We start from the raw sequence: 18,478 nt of genomic DNA, 5'->3' as shown, positions 1-18,478 counted from the left end.
AGCAAGAGATGTTATCTATTAGTGAATAAATTACAAAGGCATCTCATTTGTTAAATATGGTTAAATTTTATTTTTAATATGATTTACATGGGTTTTAGATTTTTATTTTAACTTTTTGTTTAAGTATATTGCTATTGTTGGGTATTGATATCTTTTTTTGTTTAAAACACCTAAAATATTCTTAGGTGTTGCTGATATATTTTTACATTTCACTTTAACAATGAGGCATAATGTCGTGTTAAAATTTAAAGTTAGATTTGCGCAGCTAACAAAAAAATATCATAATATGAAAAAAATCAATTTAATTATTTTGTTGATTTTCTTTACACTTTTTAGTCTGTTTGTGACAGCTAAGAGTGATAGTACAAGAAAATTAGAATATTATAGTAATGCACTATTTTCGAATTTCGAATTTGAAAACATTAGAGATTTCTTCTCATTTAATACGCTTGAGGATGTTCCATGTATTGCACCTGATTCTAAGGTTGTTGTGGAAAATATAACTAAAAACTCGGCAACATTTAAATGGGAAGATGATGTGAATGGTGAGTGGGAATACTACGTTCAACTTGCAGGAGTATCTGCGTTACCATCTGGAAGTGGTAATTTAACTAAAGTTAAAACACATACTGCTATACAGTTATCTGGGAGTAAAACTCCACTGATCCCCAATACAGAATATGAGTTTTTCGTTAGAGCTAAATGTTCGGGATTAGATTATAGTCAATGGGTTGGACCAATTTTGTTCCGAACATTGTGTGATGTTCAGACAATTCCTTTTAAAGAATCTTTTGAATTGTCCTCTGTAACTTTAAATTGTTGGCAAATAATCGATAATAATAAAGATGAAACAACTTCTAAAAGTAATATTTGGAAACAAAGTACTACCAAATATGAGGGGAAACATTCAATGGCTTTTACTGGTGATAATAAAACTACTCATGATGATTGGTTGATTTCCCCTACTTTCACTTTAGAAGATACTAAATATTATAGAATTACTTATCAGTATAGAACAAATACGACGAGTAAAAACAGTTTTGAAGTTTTACTTTCTAGTTCTGGGGATAAGGTTGATGATTTTAAGAAAGTTCTACTAAAAAAAACGGACGAGAGTAACAGTTCTTGGGTGGAAGAAAAAATTATTGTTGGAAATATAAAAGGCGATGTTAATCTTGCTTGGAGATTTATTAGCGGTAATAATTTGTTTGTTGACAATATTAATATTGAAGAGTTTGTAGGCTGTGCAGAACCTATGGCATTGGGTGTTAAAAATGTAGGACAAAATGATGCAACCATTTATTGGTCTGACGATTTAGGTGTTGAATGGGAATATGTAGTTCAGAATGCAGGGTCAAGTATTTCAAAGAGTACTGTCGGCGTTACAACTTCTTTGAAAGATGTTAATGTAACTAAAGATAATTCAGGAAATAATATAAAATCAAGTACTTTCTATGAGTTTTACGTTCGTTCTAAATGTACTGATGGAAGTTTAAGTATGTGGTCAGGTCCTTATAAGTTTAAAACACTTTGTGGAATAAATGAAACGCCATTCTGGGAAGGGTTTAATAACGATTCTGGAAGCTGGAGTTGTTGGACTGTTTATGATGGAAATGGTGATGGATACGAAGGTTCTTTTGAAGATAAATGGTTTAGAGTTCCAGCTACAAATTATGGTGGAGATAAGTATGAGGGTGATAGTTCTGTAAAATTTAAAAGGTTTGAGGAAAGTTATAATACAGATGATGACTGGTTAATATCGCCACCAATAAAATTTGAAGCGAATAAAACTTATAGGTTGAAATACCACTATAGAATAGGAGTAGGTACGGAAGGACAAAGTGATTTCCAAGTTTTATTATCTGATTCAGGAATAGATAAAAAATCATTTACTAATGTAATTGTTGCGTCAAAAAAGTATAGCAATACGAATTGGCTTGGAGAACATGTTTTTATAAAGGGATATTCAGGTACAGTTAATTTAGCATGGTTAATTTCTGGGAAAAATGATAAAGAGATTTTTATTGACAATGTATTTGTAGAAGAAGTTTTAGGGTGTGAAGAGCCTATTAAATTAGCTGCTGATGATGTGTTGTCTAAAGAAGCTGTTATTTCTTGGGAAGATAAATCTGGAGCTACTAAATGGGAATATTTTGTGCAACCTACAGGGGCTGGAGTGCCAACAACTAGTGGAATAGAAACCAGTAAAACTGATAATAAGATTTTAAAAGATAATAAAGGTGATAATCTAAAACCTAATACTGACTACGAATTTTATGTAAGATCTAAATGTACTCCTACTGGATTTAGTATTTGGTCTGGACCGTTTGTCTTTACTACGGTTTGTGATATTTATGAAGCACCATTTTGGGAAGGATTTAATACGGGTGAGTTAGGGATTAGATGTTGGACAGTTATTGATTCTAAAGGAAATCAAGTGCCTCCAGGAGGGAAGTGGAAGCAAATAAAAATACCTTATGAAGGAGATGCAGGAATGGGATTCAGTACTTATGGAGTGTCGAATGATTGGTTAATATCTCCTGGTATAAAATTAGATGGGGGTGATTATGTTTTAAAATACCACTATAAAACTACAAACGATTTAGGTGGTAATCAGAAAAATGAATTTGAGGTATTATTGTCAAAGAATGGAATAGATACTAAAGATTTTACAACTGTTTTGGTTCCAAGTAAAATTTATAAAGTAGGTAACTATGTAGAAGAAGTTGTTTTTTTAAGTGGTATTAATGGAAATGTAAATTTGAGTTGGCACGTAACCTCTAAATCAAACGAGTCACATGTTTATATTGACAATGTGATTTTAAAGAAAGTAGAGACTTGTCCAGAACCTTTCTATTTGAAATCAGATAATGTAACATCTAATTCTGTTGATGTTGACTGGAACCAGAACGGAGGGGTTACTAGCTGGGAAGTGATACTGGTCGATTATAAAGAAACTGCTGGTTCAACACCCATAAGTACTAAGATTGTAACGACTGACCCTAAAACGACTATTTCTGGATTGGAAGCTGGGAGAGGATATACTTTGTATGTAAGAGCAGTATGTGAAGATGGGAAATCGTATAGTGACTGGGGGACTGGGATTAATGTGATTACAAAAATTGGTCCTAATGATTTTTGTACTGGAGCTCTAAATTTACCTGTTAATCCAACATTGGATTGTGTTGATAAGTTGTCTGTAACAAACATTGGAGCGTCACTTTCTGATAAAGATTCTAATACAACAAGTTGTCTTTATTTTAATGTGGTTAATGACCTTTGGTTTGAGTTTACTGCTACTTCAACTATGCATATATTACAAGCTAATAATGTTGAAGTAACTTCTGGTATAGGGGGGGATATTTATGCTCTTTTATATGATAAAGACTGTAGTCAAAATTTAGGAACTACTGCAATTCCTTCACATTGTGGTAGATTGTTAGGGCTTGAAAATTATGAATTTGTTTATAGAAACTTAGTTGTAGGGCAAAAATATTATTTGAAGCTTGGATTTAAATCGGGTGATAGTTATCTATTTGATCTTTGCTTAACTACTCCTACTCCTTTAGAGGTTAGTGCTAGTGGTACAGAATATACGGTTGATGAGTTGATAAAAGATGTTTTTGTAACTTCTAGCTGTGATTTGGTTTCAAATGTTCATTATCAAAATGGAAATGGTGGAGTAGTGGCACAGAAGTATAATACGTTTGGTGCGTTTGAAAAGGGGGACTCTTCTTTTCCTTTTGAAAAAGGAATTGTATTGTCAACGAATGAAATAGATTATGTAGCTGGACCTTGGAGAGGAAATAATAATCCTCCTAGAGGAGATAATAATGAGCGATGGATTGGAGATAAAGATATTAATGATGCAATTAATAGTGCAGGCGGTGGACCATATTCGACAAAACGTGTTACTCAAGTTGAATTCGAGTTTGTTCCTTTAAAAGACTCTATTCAATTTGAATATTTATTTGCATCAAATAGTTATCATAAAAACTGTATTGTTGCATGTGATGTTGCAGCCTTATTTGCTGCTTGGTTGATTGATACAACTACAGATGAAGGTGAAAATTTAGCTAAAGTTCCTGGAACAAATTTACCAATCAGTATTAATACGATTCGAAATGCAAATATGAGTGGTACTGAATGTGGAAATGAAAATGCAGAATATTATTGGAAACATTATGATGGTGTTGATAAGCCAGCAGAATCTCCAATTGATTTTGTAGGTTATACAGTGCCTATGAAGTCAGCGATGACTGCAGTTATTCCAGGGCGTACATACCGTATAAAACTTGCAGTTATGGATTTTTGTACAACACCTGAACACTCTTCTGCTGTTTTCTTTAATGCAGGGAGCTTTGATTTAGGGACTTTAGATTTAGGAGAAGACTTATTGATAGAGACTGGAAATGCGCTATGTGATGGTGAAGCTGTTGAGATTAAAACAGATATCGCTTTGTCAGATGAAATAAGAGCTGAAATTCAATGGTTTCAAGATGGAATTGCGTTAGGTGGTGAAACAGGTCCAAACTTAAATGTTACGCATACTGGAGATTATAAGGTTGTGGTAAAATACCCAGACTTAGGGTGTGAGTCAGTAGGTGAAGTGAGAGTTGAGATGTTTCCTCCGATTTCATTAGTGGTTTCTGCTCCTAAAAACATTGCTGTTTGTAGAAATAGTACTGATGCTCAGATTGTTGATTTAAGTTCTGTGGAGGAAGAGATGTTTAAGAAAGTGGATAGAAATCATTATAAAACTCTTTACTACAATTCAGAGGTTGAAGCTATCGAAGCTGTTAATCCAATAGAATCGTCTTATGAACTTTCTGAGTTTGGGGTTTCTAGAAAGTTTTATATTCGTGTTGAAGACACAAGATCTGGATGTTTTGAGGTTTTTGAATTGAGTCTTAATCCGGAAAGTGGAGAAATTCCTGTTAAACCAGAAGATGTTTTCGTTTGTGCTTCATATACATTACCTGAATTAGCGGATAATCAATATTATTTCAGTGGTAGCGAAGCTACAGGAATTGAGTTTAAGGCAGGGGATGTATTAGATGTTTCTGGAGAACACACGATGTTCGTTCTACAAAGAAATGGAGAAGAAGGTTGTTATGAAGAGGTTTCTTTTAAAGTTACTATAACAGAACCAATTGTAGCAGATGTTTTTAAGGATAGGGTTTTAAGATGTGAGTTGTATAAGCTAAATGAACTTTCACCAAATAATAGTTATCATACAGAACCAAATGGAAAAGGAGATAAGCTCTTAGAGGGAACTTATTTACAAAGTGGTGGAACGTTTTATGTGTATGCTAGTTCAGAAGATGGATTATGCGTAGATGAAAGTAGTTTTACAATTGAGTACGAAGAATGTCCTATTCAAAAAGGTATCTCTCCTAATGGAGATGGAATTAATGATGTTTTTGATTTAAGTGCTCATGGTGTTTATAGTTTGAAAATCTTTAATCGATATGGCTCTGAAGTATATTCTTATGGAGTTGGTTATACTAATGAGTGGAAAGGGCAAGATAAAGGTGGAAATCTTTTGCCAGACGGAACTTATTACTATGTAATTATTGCACGTGGTGAAACACGTAGTGGATGGGTACAGATTAATAAATAATGACTATAAGTTAGCATATAAAAGGGTTACTTTTCTATTAGAGAAGTAACCCTTTTTTGTTAGATGTATGTTTTTTACAATATTATTGTGTTTCTGTATTTGTCTTGTAGAAGTAGTATAATCTATGGTTTTAAGTAAATACTTGGGGCTTTATTTAGAGTAATTCTAAATGGTCTATTTTGTAATTTTACTACTCTAAAATAAAATACTTTACCTATGGATTTTTTTTATCAGGATCCTTATCCTATTCAAAAAGACGATACGCAATACCGAAAAATTAGTTCGGACTTCATAAAAATTGAAAAATTAGGAAATAGAGAAATCTTAACTGTTGCTCCAGAAGCTTTGGAACTTTTAGCAGAAACTGCTATGACAGAGGTTTCTTTTAAATTGAGAACTTCTCACTTGGAGAAATTGAGAGCTATTCTTGATGATCCAGAAGCAACTGATAACGATCGTTTTGTTGCTTACAATTTACTTCAGAATGCTGTAGTGGCTGTTGAAGGTCAATTACCTTCTTGTCAGGATACGGGAACAGCTATTGTTGTAGGGAAAAAGGGAGAAAATGTTTATACTGGAGCAAACGATGCAGAAAGTCTTTCAAAGGGTATTTTCAATACTTATCAAAAGAAAAACCTACGTTACTCTCAGATAGTTCCAATCAGTATGTTTGAGGAGAAGAACTCAGGCTCAAACTTACCTGCTCAAATCGATATTTATGCTACTCAAGGTAATTCTTATGAGTTCTTGTTTTTGGCTAAAGGCGGTGGTTCTGCAAACAAAACATTTTTATATCAGAAAACGAAATCTCTTTTGAACGAAAAGAGTATGACAGCTTTTATAAAAGAAAAAATAATGGACTTGGGGACGGCTGCATGTCCACCATATCATTTAGCATTAGTTATTGGAGGAACTTCGGCAGAAGCAAACCTTGCAGCGGTGAAAAAAGCTTCTGCGGGATATTATGATAACTTACCTACAACTGGAAATATGGGAGGACAAGCCTTTCGTGATCTAGAGTGGGAGAAACGTTTACAAGAAATTTGCCAAGAGTCGCATATAGGGGCTCAATTTGGAGGGAAATATTTTACGCATGATGTTCGAGTAATTCGTTTACCACGTCACGCTGCTTCTTGTCCTGTTGGTTTGGGAGTTTCTTGTTCTGCGGATAGAAATATCAAAGGTAAAATTACTGCTGAAGGTATATTTGTAGAGCAATTAGAAGAAAATCCAGCTCGTTTATTGCCTGCTACACCTCCACATTTAGAGGCGCCGGTTGAAATTGATTTAGATAGACCTATGAGTGAGGTATTGGCTGAGTTGACAAAGTATCCTATTAAAACTCGTTTAATGTTAAACGGAACTGTGATTGTAGCACGTGATATTGCACATGCTAAAATCAAAGAAATGTTAGATAACGGAGAAGAGATGCCTGATTATTTTAAAAACCATCCAGTTTATTATGCAGGACCTGCAAAAACTCCAGAGGGTATGCCGTCAGGAAGTTTTGGGCCAACAACAGCTGGACGTATGGATCCTTATGTGAACGAGTTTCAGTCAAAAGGAGGTAGTATGATTATGTTGGCAAAAGGGAATCGTTCTCAGGAAGTTACAGATGCTTGTGCGCAATACGGAGGTTTCTATTTAGGTTCTGTTGGTGGACCAGCTGCTATATTGGCAAAGGATAATATTTTGAGTGTTGAAGTAGTTGATTTTGCTGAGTTAGGAATGGAAGCTGTTAGAAAGATAAAGGTTAAAAACTTCCCTGCTTTCATTATTACGGATGATAAAGGAAATGACTTTTTTCAAAATTTATAAGATACAAATAACCTAATTTGTTTTATTTAAAAGCCGACCTAGTGTCGGCTTTTTGTTTTTTAGATTGTAGGTTTTATTCGTTTTGTTTGTGCTATTTTGTTGAAATTATTATATTTAAGTGAGCTATAAATAAAATGGATATGGGGCAATTAAAAAGTATGGTTGCCTTAGTAACTGGAGGATACTACCCTATAGAAGGAGATTATTTAGCTAGATATAAGCAAAGTTAAAAAAAACACTCAAACTTTATAGCTTTGTAAAACCTATAAGGTTTAGTGAAAATAATATTTTAACTTTGCACCATGCAAACGGACAAAAAAGACATACGATCATTATCTAAGGAACAACTGAGGGATTTCTTTATCACTCAGGGAGATAAGCCCTTTAGAGGGAATCAGGTTTATGAATGGTTATGGGGTAAGGGAGCTCATACTTTTGAAGATATGAGTAATCTTTCTAAGACAACACGTCAACTTTTGGAAGATAACTTTGTTATTAACCATATTAGAGTAGATCAAATTCAACGTAGTTCTGATGGTACAATTAAAAATGCCGTTCGTTTACACGACGGATTGATTGTTGAGTCCGTTTTAATACCTACCAAAACGCGAACAACTGCTTGTGTGTCTTCGCAAGTAGGATGTAGCTTAGATTGTGAGTTTTGTGCTACAGCTCGACTTAAACGCATGAGAAACCTAAATCCAGATGAGATTTACGACCAAGTTCTCACTATCCATCAAGAAAGCAAGGAGCACTTTGGACGACCTCTTTCTAATATTGTTTTTATGGGAATGGGTGAACCTCTTATGAATTATAACAACGTTCAAAAGGCAATCGAGAAAATCACTTCTGACGAGGGCTTAGGGATGTCTGCGAAAAGGATTACACTTTCTACTTCTGGAATTCCAAAAATGATTAAAAAGTTGGCTGACGATGGAGTGAAGTATAAACTTGCAGTTTCATTGCATTCAGCAATTGAGGAAATTAGAAATGAAATTATGCCGTTTACGAAGAACTTTTCACTAGAAGAATTAAGAGAGAGTTTGGAATATTGGTATGATCATACTAAGAGTAGAATAACATATGAATATGTTGTTTGGAAGGATATTAACGATGATAAGAAGTCGATTGATGCTCTAGTTCGTTTTTGTAAGTATGTTCCTTGTAAAGTCAATTTAATTGAATACAACCCAATTGACGATGGGAAATTTCAACAGGCATATCCAGAAGCTATCGATGCTTATATAAAGGCATTAGAGCAAAATAATATTACTGTAGTTGTTCGAAGAAGTAGAGGAAAAGATATCGATGCAGCTTGTGGACAATTGGCTAATAAGTCTTAATTTTAATTTACTTTCCTAATAATCTTAATCCGATTTAAAAAGTTGTATTTTTGATTTCGATGAATACAGTAGATCAAATAAAGCAACCTATTTTGCAGGAGATGGAACTTTTCGAGAAAAAGTTTCATAAGTCTATGGCGTCTAAAGTGGCATTGCTGAACCGAATAACTTATTATATAGTGAATCGGAAAGGAAAGCAAATGCGACCTATGTTTGTTTTTCTAACTGCCAAAATGGTGTCTTCAGAAGGTGTTAATGAACGTACTTATAGAGGAGCCTCTGTAATAGAGCTTATACATACGGCTACTTTAGTACATGATGATGTAGTGGACGACAGTAATAAGCGACGTGGCTTTTTTTCATTAAATGCTTTATGGAAAAATAAGATTGCTGTACTCGTAGGTGATTATCTTTTATCTAAAGGTTTGTTGTTGTCTATTGATAATGGTGATTTCGATTTACTTCGAATTATTTCTGTTGCTGTACGTGAAATGAGCGAGGGGGAGTTACTGCAAATAGAGAAAGCGAGACGACTTGATATTACCGAGGAGGTCTATTATGAAATTATTCGTCAGAAAACAGCTACTTTAATTGCTGCATGTTGTTCTTTAGGAGCAGCTGCTGTTAAACCTGAGGATACAGATCTAATAGAGCGAATGCGAAAGTTTGGAGAGCTAATTGGAATGGCTTTTCAAATTAAGGATGATTTGTTTGATTATACGGATGGTCCTATTGGAAAACCTACTGGTATTGATATAAAGGAGCAGAAAATGACCTTACCTCTAATTTATACTTTGAATACGGCTACTTCCAAAGAGCGTAAATGGTTAATTAATTCAGTTAAAAATCACAATACCGATAAGAAACGTGTTAGGGAAGTTATCACTTTCGTTAAAGAACACGGTGGTTTAGTATATGCTGAGAACAAAATGATTGCTTTTCAACAGGAAGCATTGGCTCTTCTACATGATTTTCCTACTTCTGTTTATAAAGACTCCCTTATCTTAATGGTGAACTACGTCATCGCAAGGAAAAAATAACTTCTTTTTATTTCAATCTATTTCACCTGTATTTTGTTAAATTACAATATGCGGGAGTGTTCATTGTATCCCTTTGTGGGGTATTTTATTTTTTTATTTGAATTTAATCACTTGTTTTTTAGTGTTTTGATTTATTTCTTCACATTTTCTTATTTTTAGACCAACCATTTCTTCTCTTTTAGCGTCTATATAATAGAACCAACTTATAATTAAGGCCAAGTATTGTTTTATCAGGAAATAATATCTGACTTTAGAAATTTAAAATTAGATATATGAAATTTTTAGTACTGCTTTTTATGAAGTGTATTTTACTAGTACTTCATTTTTTAAGTTTGATTTGAGTTATTGAGTATTCAGTTTATAAAATTTTTTAGGCTGATTGTTATAAGAAGCGAAGTGATTTGTTTTTTATAATAATAAAAGACAGATTTTAGGATTCAATCAATTATTAGAAGAAAACTTTTGAAAATAGTAAGATTACATAAGAAGAAATTAGATGATTATATCGAGCCGTTGAAATTGGGTAAGCGGGTAGCTCAACAAGAGGTCTATGCTATGTTGTCTGCGAAAATGCTGAGCGTTTGCAGGCAATATATAAAAGATGTTCATTTTGCTGAAGATGTGATGGTGAGTGCTTTTTTAAAGGTGTTTACGCAAATTGAAAAGTTTGAAAACAAAGGCAGTTTTGAAGGATGGATTCGGAGAATTATGGTGAATGAAGCTATCTCGTATATTCGAACTAAAAAGCCATTAGATTTTTTGGAAGAACATGAATTTCATGAATCGATTACATGGTCAGAGTGTGATGTATCTATGGAGGATTTAGATCTTTTGATTGATGAATTACCGGATGGATGTAGAATGGTGTTTAATCTTTATATAGTTGAGGGATATAAACATCAGGAAATAGCAAAAATGTTGAAAATTCAAGAAGGTACATCAAAATCACAATTAGCTCAAGCTAGAAAAATGCTACAAATACAATTGTTGAATCTAAAAGAAAAGGGATTATGGAATGGAATGAGGTAGAAGATAAATGGCGTGATAAACAGAAAAATAAAAAGACAAAACCAAGTGCTCAAGCTTGGGAATTGCTGTCTGAAAAGTTAGATAACCACAAACCGAAACAAAAAGAAAAAATTGGATATCTACAATGGTTATCAATTGCGGCTTGTTTAATGTTAGGTGGATTTACATTTCAATTTTTAACCTCTAACTCTTTGGAGGATAATACAATTAATATTGAGGAAGAACTACTTCAATCGATCCCTTCTGTGGTTCACCAAGAGGAAGAAATTGTAAAAGAGAAAAACAATACTCGAGAAGATGTGTATGTAAAAAAAGACGTCAAGGTGGTTTCAGAAAAAATATCGAGAGTGTCGATTGTTGACATCGATGAGCATATAATTGGTGAAGAAAAGGCATTGGTTTCTGTGGATGAAAGTAAAGAGTTAGTAAAGGAATCTATAGGTGTAGATGAAATGCTAATATCAAAAGATAAAGATGTTAGGACGGCGACGATTAAGGTAGATTCTGATTTATTGTTGGACCAGGTTGAAGGTGAATTAGAAATGGAGTTTAGAGAGACAAAAGTTCAGAAAATTTATGAAACAGCTAAGAGAGTTATAGTTGATATATCAAATAGTAAATATGAAAAATAAAATTAGTTGCATTACAGTATGTTTTTTACTTTTTGGAATAGGAGTAAGAGCACAAGTAGTAGAGTTTAATAAATCTGTAAATAGAATTGCTATCCAGATTCAAAACGAAACTATTAAGGAGAAGTTGATATTGAAAACTAAAGTAGATTCTCTATACGCTTTGGTTGATAGTAAAAAGATATCACATGAAGTAGGGCAAGAAGAAAAATTTAAACTAGCACAGGAGTCCACCAAACGATTAGAGATAAAAATCAATCAGTTAAACGATAGTCTTTCTTCATTGGTTCAGAACAATGTAGAACAAGCAGTTAAAAAGGGGGAATTAATAGAAGAACTTGACACAGTAAGCTCTAGTTCATACTATACTGTTTTTGGTAAAGAAGCTTATTACAATCAGAACAAAGTTGGCAAAAGAATATTAGGAGAGAGGAGAACTACTTTTCGGCTACACTTTATATACGGCATGAGTAATTTGGTAACTAATGGTTCAGTTGCTAATTCTGACATTCGATATATTTCGTCTAATTTTATTCAAGCTGGTTATAATTTAAAAACGAGAGTACTCAAGAATAATAACTTGCTGTATCTTCGGTATGGCTTTAATATGGAATTTAATAGTTTGAAACCTACTGAACATCGCTATTTTAAAGTAGAAAACGGGCAAACTATTATTTCAAAACATGAAAAGGACTTGACAAAATCACGTTTGAATCTTCAATCATTTCAAATACCATTGTACTTAGAGTTTGATTTTACACCAAAACTGATAGACGAAAAAACAGGTAGAACATTCTTTAGAAGTGAAGAGAGTTGGAGGCTAGGTATTGGAGGATATGTGAATTTTTCTTGGACTAAAAGAAATGGTCAACAGATTTACCACTATAGCGAAGACGAAGTTAAGTATCGTGTTGAAAAGGCAGAAGACTTGGGACTTAATAAAACTCGCTACGGATTAGGGGCTTATGTTGGATATGGTATGTTTAGCTTGTTTGCGCAATATGAATTAACACCTCTATTTAAAAACAATACAGTAAAACAGAATATGGCATCTTTTGGTGTTAGAATGGATTTTTAATTCTTTGATTATGATGAATAAAGCAAGAAAAAATTTCAATATGTGGTTCTTGATGATTGCTCTAGTATTGAGTGCTTCATTGGTTGCACAAACAAAAGAAATAAAAGGGAAAATATTAGATAATGGAAATGGTGAGTCTATTGAAGGAGCTGTTATTATTAATACTAAAAACAACAAGCATACTGTAAGTAATGAAGATGGAGATTTTGTAATATCCGTTGACAATAGGGATGAATTGGTGTTTAATCATATTAATTATCAAACAAAACAGCTTGTTGGAAGTGAAGGGATGGTGGTTGTTCTTGAAGTTTTAAATATAGAGTTAGAAGAAATACTAGTGTTTAAACGCCCTTTGTATGATGTTTTTTCAATGGCTTTGAAGAATGCTATGAAGACGGTTGAGAAGGGAGATTTGTATAAAACCTATGTCAGAGAATTCAATATAGTAAATAAAGAACAAGTAAATGTAGCGGATGGTCTTGTTGATTTCTATGTAAAGAAACCTGCTAATAGACCTTTAACTGATGTTATCGAGCATCGTGTTTTTAGAAGCGCTAGAGATATTGGAAAAGATGCAGAGATTGAAGAAAGTATTGGTGTTTTTGGGGGAGATGTTCGAGATGCTTTGATAAAAAGTGTGAATTTAGGGTCGATTGAGAAAATTCTGAAAGATACAGATTCGTATGAGTTTATAACTCGTAGAAAAGTGGAGTTAAATGGAAAGGAAACAGTAATCTTGGAGTTTGAGCCTAAAGAAGGGTTAAAGGGATGGAAGTATGAACAAGGATATGTGGTTTTTGATGAATCTTTGACCAAAGTTCTAGAATATAAATTTAAGCTTTCGGATGCGTATAAGGATAAGATGGAAACAATGAATCTGATTTTGGCTAAAGTCGATGTTTATGATTATGAAAGACATGCTGTGTTTTTGGATAGTGAGGAGTTTGGTTATCGTCTGTCTTATAGTACAGATTTTATTGATGTCTCTATATCAGCTAAGAGAATAGGAAAGCATAGAGTTAATTTGTTGAATGAGATTATCGTTGATGCTGTGATTAAAAATGTAGAGATTCCAAAACAGAAACAATTTAGAGGTAGTCTTTTCAATGAAAATAGTAATTATAAAACGGAGTTTTGGAGGAACAGAAATATTCGACCGTTAAGTATAAAGGAGCAAGGAATATTAAACAAGCTTGAAGAAATTAAAAATTAATATATACCTCGTATCTTTGCGCCAAGCCTAGAAAATATGATTTCGAAAAGTACCATAGATACCGTTTTTGATGTTGCTCGTGTAGAGGAAGTAATTGGAGATTTTGTCAGTTTAAAAAAATCTGGAAGTAACTTTAAAGGATTGAGTCCTTTTGTAAGTGAGAAAACACCTTCTTTTATGGTTTCTCCTGTGAAGCAGATTTGGAAAGACTTTAGTTCAGGAAAAGGAGGTAATGTTGTCGCTTTTTTAATGGAACACGAACATTTTTCGTATCCTGAGGCTATTCGATATTTAGCTCGTAAGTATAATGTTGAAATTGAAGAGACTGAACGTACGGATGAGGAAAAAGAACAACTTAATGAAATGGAGAGTATGTTTGTGGTATCCGAATATGCGAAGAGTTATTTTCACGATACACTTTTAAATGTTGAAGAAGGTAAGGCGATTGGTTTGACTTATTTTAAGGAGAGGGGCTTTACTGGAGATACGATCAAAAGGTTTGATTTAGGGTATTCGCCAGATTCTTGGGACACTTTTACAAATGAGGCTTTAGCAAAAGGCTATAAGTTAGAGTTTTTAGAAAAAACAGGTCTTACTATAGTTAAAGACGATAAGAAATTTGACCGTTTTAAAGGACGAGTGATGTTTCCTATTCAAAGTATGTCTGGAAGGGTTTTGGGTTTTGGTGGACGTATTTTAACCAATGATAAAAAAGCAGCGAAATATCTGAATTCACCTGAAAGTGAAATCTATCACAAGAGCAAAGTATTATATGGTATTTTTCATGCTAAACAAGAAATCGCTAAGAAAGATAATTGTTTTCTAGTAGAAGGTTATACAGATGTGATTCAGATGCATCAAGCAGGTATAACAAATGTGGTGGCTTCTTCAGGAACTGCATTAACGACAGATCAAATTCGATTAGTCAATAGATTGACTAAGAATATTACGATGCTTTTTGATGGTGATGCAGCGGGTCTGCGCGCGTCTATTCGAGGTGTTGATTTAATCTTAGAAACGGGCATGAATGTGCGTATATGCGCTCTACCTGATGGAGAGGATCCAGATAGTTTTGCGAGAAAGAATTCGCTAGACTTTTTAGAACGTTATTTCGAAGAGAATTCTAAGGACTTTATAAGTTTTAAGGCATCATTGCTTATGCAAGATGCTAAGAATGATCCTATCAAAAAGGCTGATTTAATTCGGGATATGGTAGTGAGTATTTCAAAAATTCCCGATACTATAAAACAAGAAGTTTATGTGCAAGAGTGTTCTAGGATTATGGACATCTCAGAAGACGTATTGTTTAATACTTTGGCTCAGATTGGGAAAAAGGAAGTTTCAGAAGCAAATAAAAAATTTAATCAAGAGCGTCAACAATTAGAAGTTGTACGTTATGAATCGCCTGAGGATAAAGTACAACAAATTGATTTATTAGATAATTTGGAACGAGAAATTATCAAGATTTTGTTGATTTACGGAAATGCTGAGGAGCAGTTTTTGGAGGTATTATTAGAAACTAATGATAACGAAGAGGTAGTAGAGGTTGAGCATAAAGTGATTAATAAGGTTTATAAACAAGTTTTTTTGAGCCTTCAAGAAGATGAGGTGGAATTAACAAATCCATTATTCAGAACGATATATGAAGACCTAATTGCTTTCTATAATCAGAATAAAGAATGGAATTTAGAAAAATATTTGATGCGACTTGATGCAGATTTGGCACAGGAAGTGACAGGGATTATTCTAGCTGAAGAAAGAGATAGTTTACACCAATGGGATTCTCAAAATATTATAGTTAAAACTAAAGAGGAGGGGATTTCTCAATATGTTACAGAAACGATTCTTACTTTGAGATTGTATTTAGTGAACACAATCATTGAGCAATACAAAGAGGACTTAAAAAGCACTGATGAGCTTAAAGCCAGAGAGAGCTTGGAGCTTATTGTTGATTATCTGAAATTGACTAATAGTTTCTCTCAGAAGTTAGGACAAGTTACTTCTCGTTTCAAAAAGATGGATTAATGTTCCATATGAAAATTTACTTTCAAATTCTGATTTGTTCCAAGTTTCGGAACGAAAACATGATAGGTTACGCTAGGGGCTTCTGTAGTTTCGTTTAGATAAAAGGTTACATCAACTACTGGGACTTTTTGATTACAATCAATTGTCATATTGTACTTTATGCTGTTTAGCCCATTGGTCAATTGTTTCTTTCCAATCAACATGTCGTATTTTGAAAAATCAATTTCAGCAACACAAGCACCAGTAACTTTTTCGAGAAAGGATTCGTTATTTCTAATGATTATATAGTCTTCATTCAGGTCTGGGACGTCTAATAGATTTGTAGTATTTGTGCAGTTATATACTGTTTCTAAATTGTCTGTTAGAAGTATTCTAGTAGTACATGTTGTGCTGTTGTCATTATTACAAGCGAATAATAAACTACTAATTAAAATTAAAAAAAGACTCTTTTTCACGATTTTAAAGTTTTGGGGATAAGACAAACAGGGATAGGATTTATCTTGTGTTGGTTAATTCTATTCAATCGACTATAAATTTCAAAAACCTCTTTTTCTCTACCTTGAAAGTCTGTCGATTTCTTTCCGTTTTCATGATTTATCATTGCAATTTCTAATTCGTCATAGCTTGCACCTAATTGGTCTTCATCAGAACGGTCGTCATCAAATAAACCATCAGCAGGTTTAGCAGAGATTATACTTGTGGGAATATCTAAAAAAGTTGCTAAGTTGCAAACTTCCGATTTCATCAAATCTGCAATTGGACTTATATCAACTCCTCCATCTCCATATTTGGTAAAAAAGCCAACTCCGAAATCCTCAATTTTATTTCCAGTTCCAACAACAAGTGCATGATTGATACCCGCAAAATAATACAGAGTAGTCATACGCAAACGAGCTCTTGTATTAGCAAGCGTTAAAGTAAGTACTTCATGTTGCTCTCCAATAGGTAGGCTATTTGTCAATGTGTCAAAAGTAGGTGTGAGGTCTGCAATGACACTAGTAACATTTTTAAAGTTTTTTTTCAAAAAATCTATATGTTCTTTTCCTCTATTGACATGAGAAACAGGTTGATGTATTGGCATCTCTACACAAAGTGTTGGTAAATTTGTTTTAGCACACAAGGTAGAAACAACCGCAGAATCAATTCCGCCCGATATTCCAACAACAAATCCTTTCACATTAGCGTTCTTAGCATAGTTTAAAAGCCAATCTACTATATATTCTGTTATTTTAACCGTATTAAAAGAAGTGGATTTCATATAGAGTTCAATTTCTATGTTATATTTGTAAGTATTAATTTTTAAAAGAACTATGAAGATTTTGTCCAAATTTACTAAAATATATTTAGGGGTTTTTGCTATGCCTCTTCTTTTTTTAAGTGCGTGTAAGGATGTTGATACAATTGATTCTGAAGTTGCTAAAGTACCAGTGGAAATTAGCATCGAAAGGTTTGATCAATTGTTTTATAATACACCAGTTTCAGAAATGGGTGTTTTGAAAAAGACGTATCCTTATTTGTTTCCTGAGCAGTATGATGATGCTTTTTGGATAGAGAAGAAATCAGATACTTTGTTTAAAGAAGTTTATGAGGAAGTTGAGAAGAAATATGCTGATTTAGGTTCGTTGCCAAGTGATTTAGAGCTTTTCTTTAAGCATGTTAAGTATTTTTATCCAAATGAAAACCCTAAGAAGGTAATTACTTTAATTTCAGAAGTAGATGTGACAGCAAAAGCAATTTATGCGGATTCTATATCATTAATCTCTTTGGATACTTATTTAGGAGAGGATCATCAATTTTATAAAGGGTTTCCTGAATATCTGAGAGGAGCATTTAATGAATCACAAATTTTACCTGATTTAGCGGAAAGCTTTTTGTTGACTAAGTTGAAGCAACCCAAAGACCGTAATTTTTTATCTCAAATGATTTATCAGGGAAAAATACTTTATGCAAAAGAGCAACTATTGCCTAAGGTAAAGGAAGGTGATTTGATTTCTTATACTCCTGATCAGATAGAATGGTGTTTTGCAAATGAATCAGAAATGTGGCGTTATTTTATAGAAAAAAAATTGCTTTTTGATACAGATCCTAAGTTACAAGTGCGGTTTTTGCAGCCTAGTCCATTTTCTAAATTTTATCTAGAAATAGACGCAACTTCTCCTGGAAGAACAGGGTCTTGGTTAGGATGGCAGATTGTTCGTTCGTATATGAAGAATAATAATGTAACTTTGCAGGAGCTTTTTAATATAGAAGCGAAAGAATTATTTGAAAAATCTCGATATAAACCTAAGAAATAATGAGTAAAAAACACGTTTCGGATATTAAGATTCAGGTAGAGTTAGACGAAAATAGAGTACCTGAAAAATTGCGTTGGAGTGCGAAAGATGGAGGAGTTGATATGGCAGATTCCAAGGCAATGCTTTTGTCTGTTTGGGATAGCAACACGCAAGAAACTTTGAGAATTGATTTGTGGACTAAAGATATGCCCGTAGATGAAATGAAGAAATTCTTCCATCAAACTTTGGTTGCTATGGCAGACACTTTTGAACGAGCGACAGAAGAAGATAAAATGGCGGCTACTATGCGCGATTTCTGTGACTACTTTGCTGAGAAGTTAGAGTTAATGAAATAAAGATTTCCTTTGTAATAAAAAAGCCCATTTGATATCAAATGGGCTTTTTTA

13 protein-coding genes are annotated in these 18,478 nt (G+C 33.4%); 11 read left to right on the top strand and 2 right to left on the bottom strand.

The features are described 5' to 3' along the window. Positions 1–286: 286 nt before the first annotated feature. From BM024_RS09445 to dnaG, 9 genes are all read left to right on the top strand, one after another. The gene (locus tag BM024_RS09445; protein WP_177190199.1) at positions 287–5,623 is read left to right on the top strand and encodes a choice-of-anchor J domain-containing protein; all 5,337 of its coding nucleotides are present in this window, start codon (positions 287–289) and stop codon (positions 5,621–5,623) included. Between the two features lie 216 nt (positions 5,624–5,839). Next, positions 5,840–7,441, top strand: a complete 1,602-nt coding sequence (locus BM024_RS09440) for a fumarate hydratase (protein ID WP_090679594.1) — start codon at positions 5,840–5,842, stop codon at positions 7,439–7,441. Positions 7,442–7,743: 302 nt separating this feature from the next. Then, entirely contained in the window at positions 7,744–8,784 is a 1,041-nt protein-coding gene (gene rlmN / locus BM024_RS09435; RefSeq protein WP_090679593.1) for a dual-specificity RNA methyltransferase RlmN, read from the top strand. A 59-nt stretch (positions 8,785–8,843) separates the two neighbouring features. Further along, positions 8,844–9,824 (top strand): polyprenyl synthetase family protein, encoded by a 981-nt coding sequence (locus BM024_RS09430; RefSeq protein WP_090679591.1) that lies wholly within the window; start codon positions 8,844–8,846, stop codon positions 9,822–9,824. Between the two features lie 462 nt (positions 9,825–10,286). Beyond that, positions 10,287–10,853 (top strand): RNA polymerase sigma factor, encoded by a 567-nt coding sequence (locus tag BM024_RS09425; RefSeq protein WP_090679589.1) that lies wholly within the window; start codon positions 10,287–10,289, stop codon positions 10,851–10,853. Continuing rightward, on the top strand, positions 10,835–11,485 hold the full coding sequence (locus tag BM024_RS09420) for a hypothetical protein (protein WP_090679587.1): 651 nt from the start codon (positions 10,835–10,837) through the stop codon (positions 11,483–11,485). Before BM024_RS09425 ends, BM024_RS09420 begins: the two co-directional genes overlap by 19 nt. Continuing rightward, the gene (locus BM024_RS09415) at positions 11,475–12,560 is read left to right on the top strand and encodes a hypothetical protein (protein ID WP_090679646.1); all 1,086 of its coding nucleotides are present in this window, start codon (positions 11,475–11,477) and stop codon (positions 12,558–12,560) included. Before BM024_RS09420 ends, BM024_RS09415 begins: the two co-directional genes overlap by 11 nt. A gap of 10 nt (positions 12,561–12,570) precedes the next feature. Further along, complete coding sequence (locus BM024_RS09410; RefSeq protein ID WP_143077750.1) at positions 12,571–13,773, top strand: carboxypeptidase-like regulatory domain-containing protein; 1,203 nt, start codon at positions 12,571–12,573, stop codon at positions 13,771–13,773. A gap of 36 nt (positions 13,774–13,809) precedes the next feature. Next, positions 13,810–15,798: a DNA primase gene (gene dnaG / locus BM024_RS09405; protein ID WP_090679583.1), complete on the top strand. Its 1,989-nt coding sequence runs from the start codon at positions 13,810–13,812 to the stop codon at positions 15,796–15,798. On the opposite strand, the gene BM024_RS09400 is transcribed toward dnaG, so the two are convergent. Continuing rightward, positions 15,795–16,253: a hypothetical protein gene (locus tag BM024_RS09400; protein WP_090679581.1), complete on the bottom strand. Its 459-nt coding sequence runs from the start codon at positions 16,251–16,253 to the stop codon at positions 15,795–15,797. The two genes, dnaG and BM024_RS09400, sit on opposite strands and share 4 nt — an antisense overlap. Further along, positions 16,250–17,056: an NAD(+) synthase gene (gene nadE / locus BM024_RS09395; RefSeq protein WP_090679580.1), complete on the bottom strand. Its 807-nt coding sequence runs from the start codon at positions 17,054–17,056 to the stop codon at positions 16,250–16,252. The genes BM024_RS09400 and nadE overlap by 4 nt, the downstream gene beginning before the upstream one ends. A gap of 52 nt (positions 17,057–17,108) precedes the next feature. Here nadE and gldB point away from each other — a divergent pair, with 52 nt between their 5' ends. Both gldB and gldC read left to right on the top strand, forming a co-directional pair. Continuing rightward, entirely contained in the window at positions 17,109–18,092 is a 984-nt protein-coding gene (gldB, locus tag BM024_RS09390; RefSeq protein WP_177190198.1) for a gliding motility lipoprotein GldB, read from the top strand. Continuing rightward, complete coding sequence (gene gldC, locus BM024_RS09385) at positions 18,092–18,427, top strand: gliding motility protein GldC (protein ID WP_090679578.1); 336 nt, start codon at positions 18,092–18,094, stop codon at positions 18,425–18,427. Before gldB ends, gldC begins: the two co-directional genes overlap by 1 nt. Positions 18,428–18,478 lie beyond the last annotated feature (51 nt).

It is taken from the genome of Myroides guanonis, assembly GCF_900114085.1.
Taxonomy (GTDB): domain Bacteria; phylum Bacteroidota; class Bacteroidia; order Flavobacteriales; family Flavobacteriaceae; genus Flavobacterium; species Flavobacterium guanonis.
Note: the sequence above shows the minus strand (reverse complement) of the source record. Positions and strands in the feature narration are given on the sequence as shown.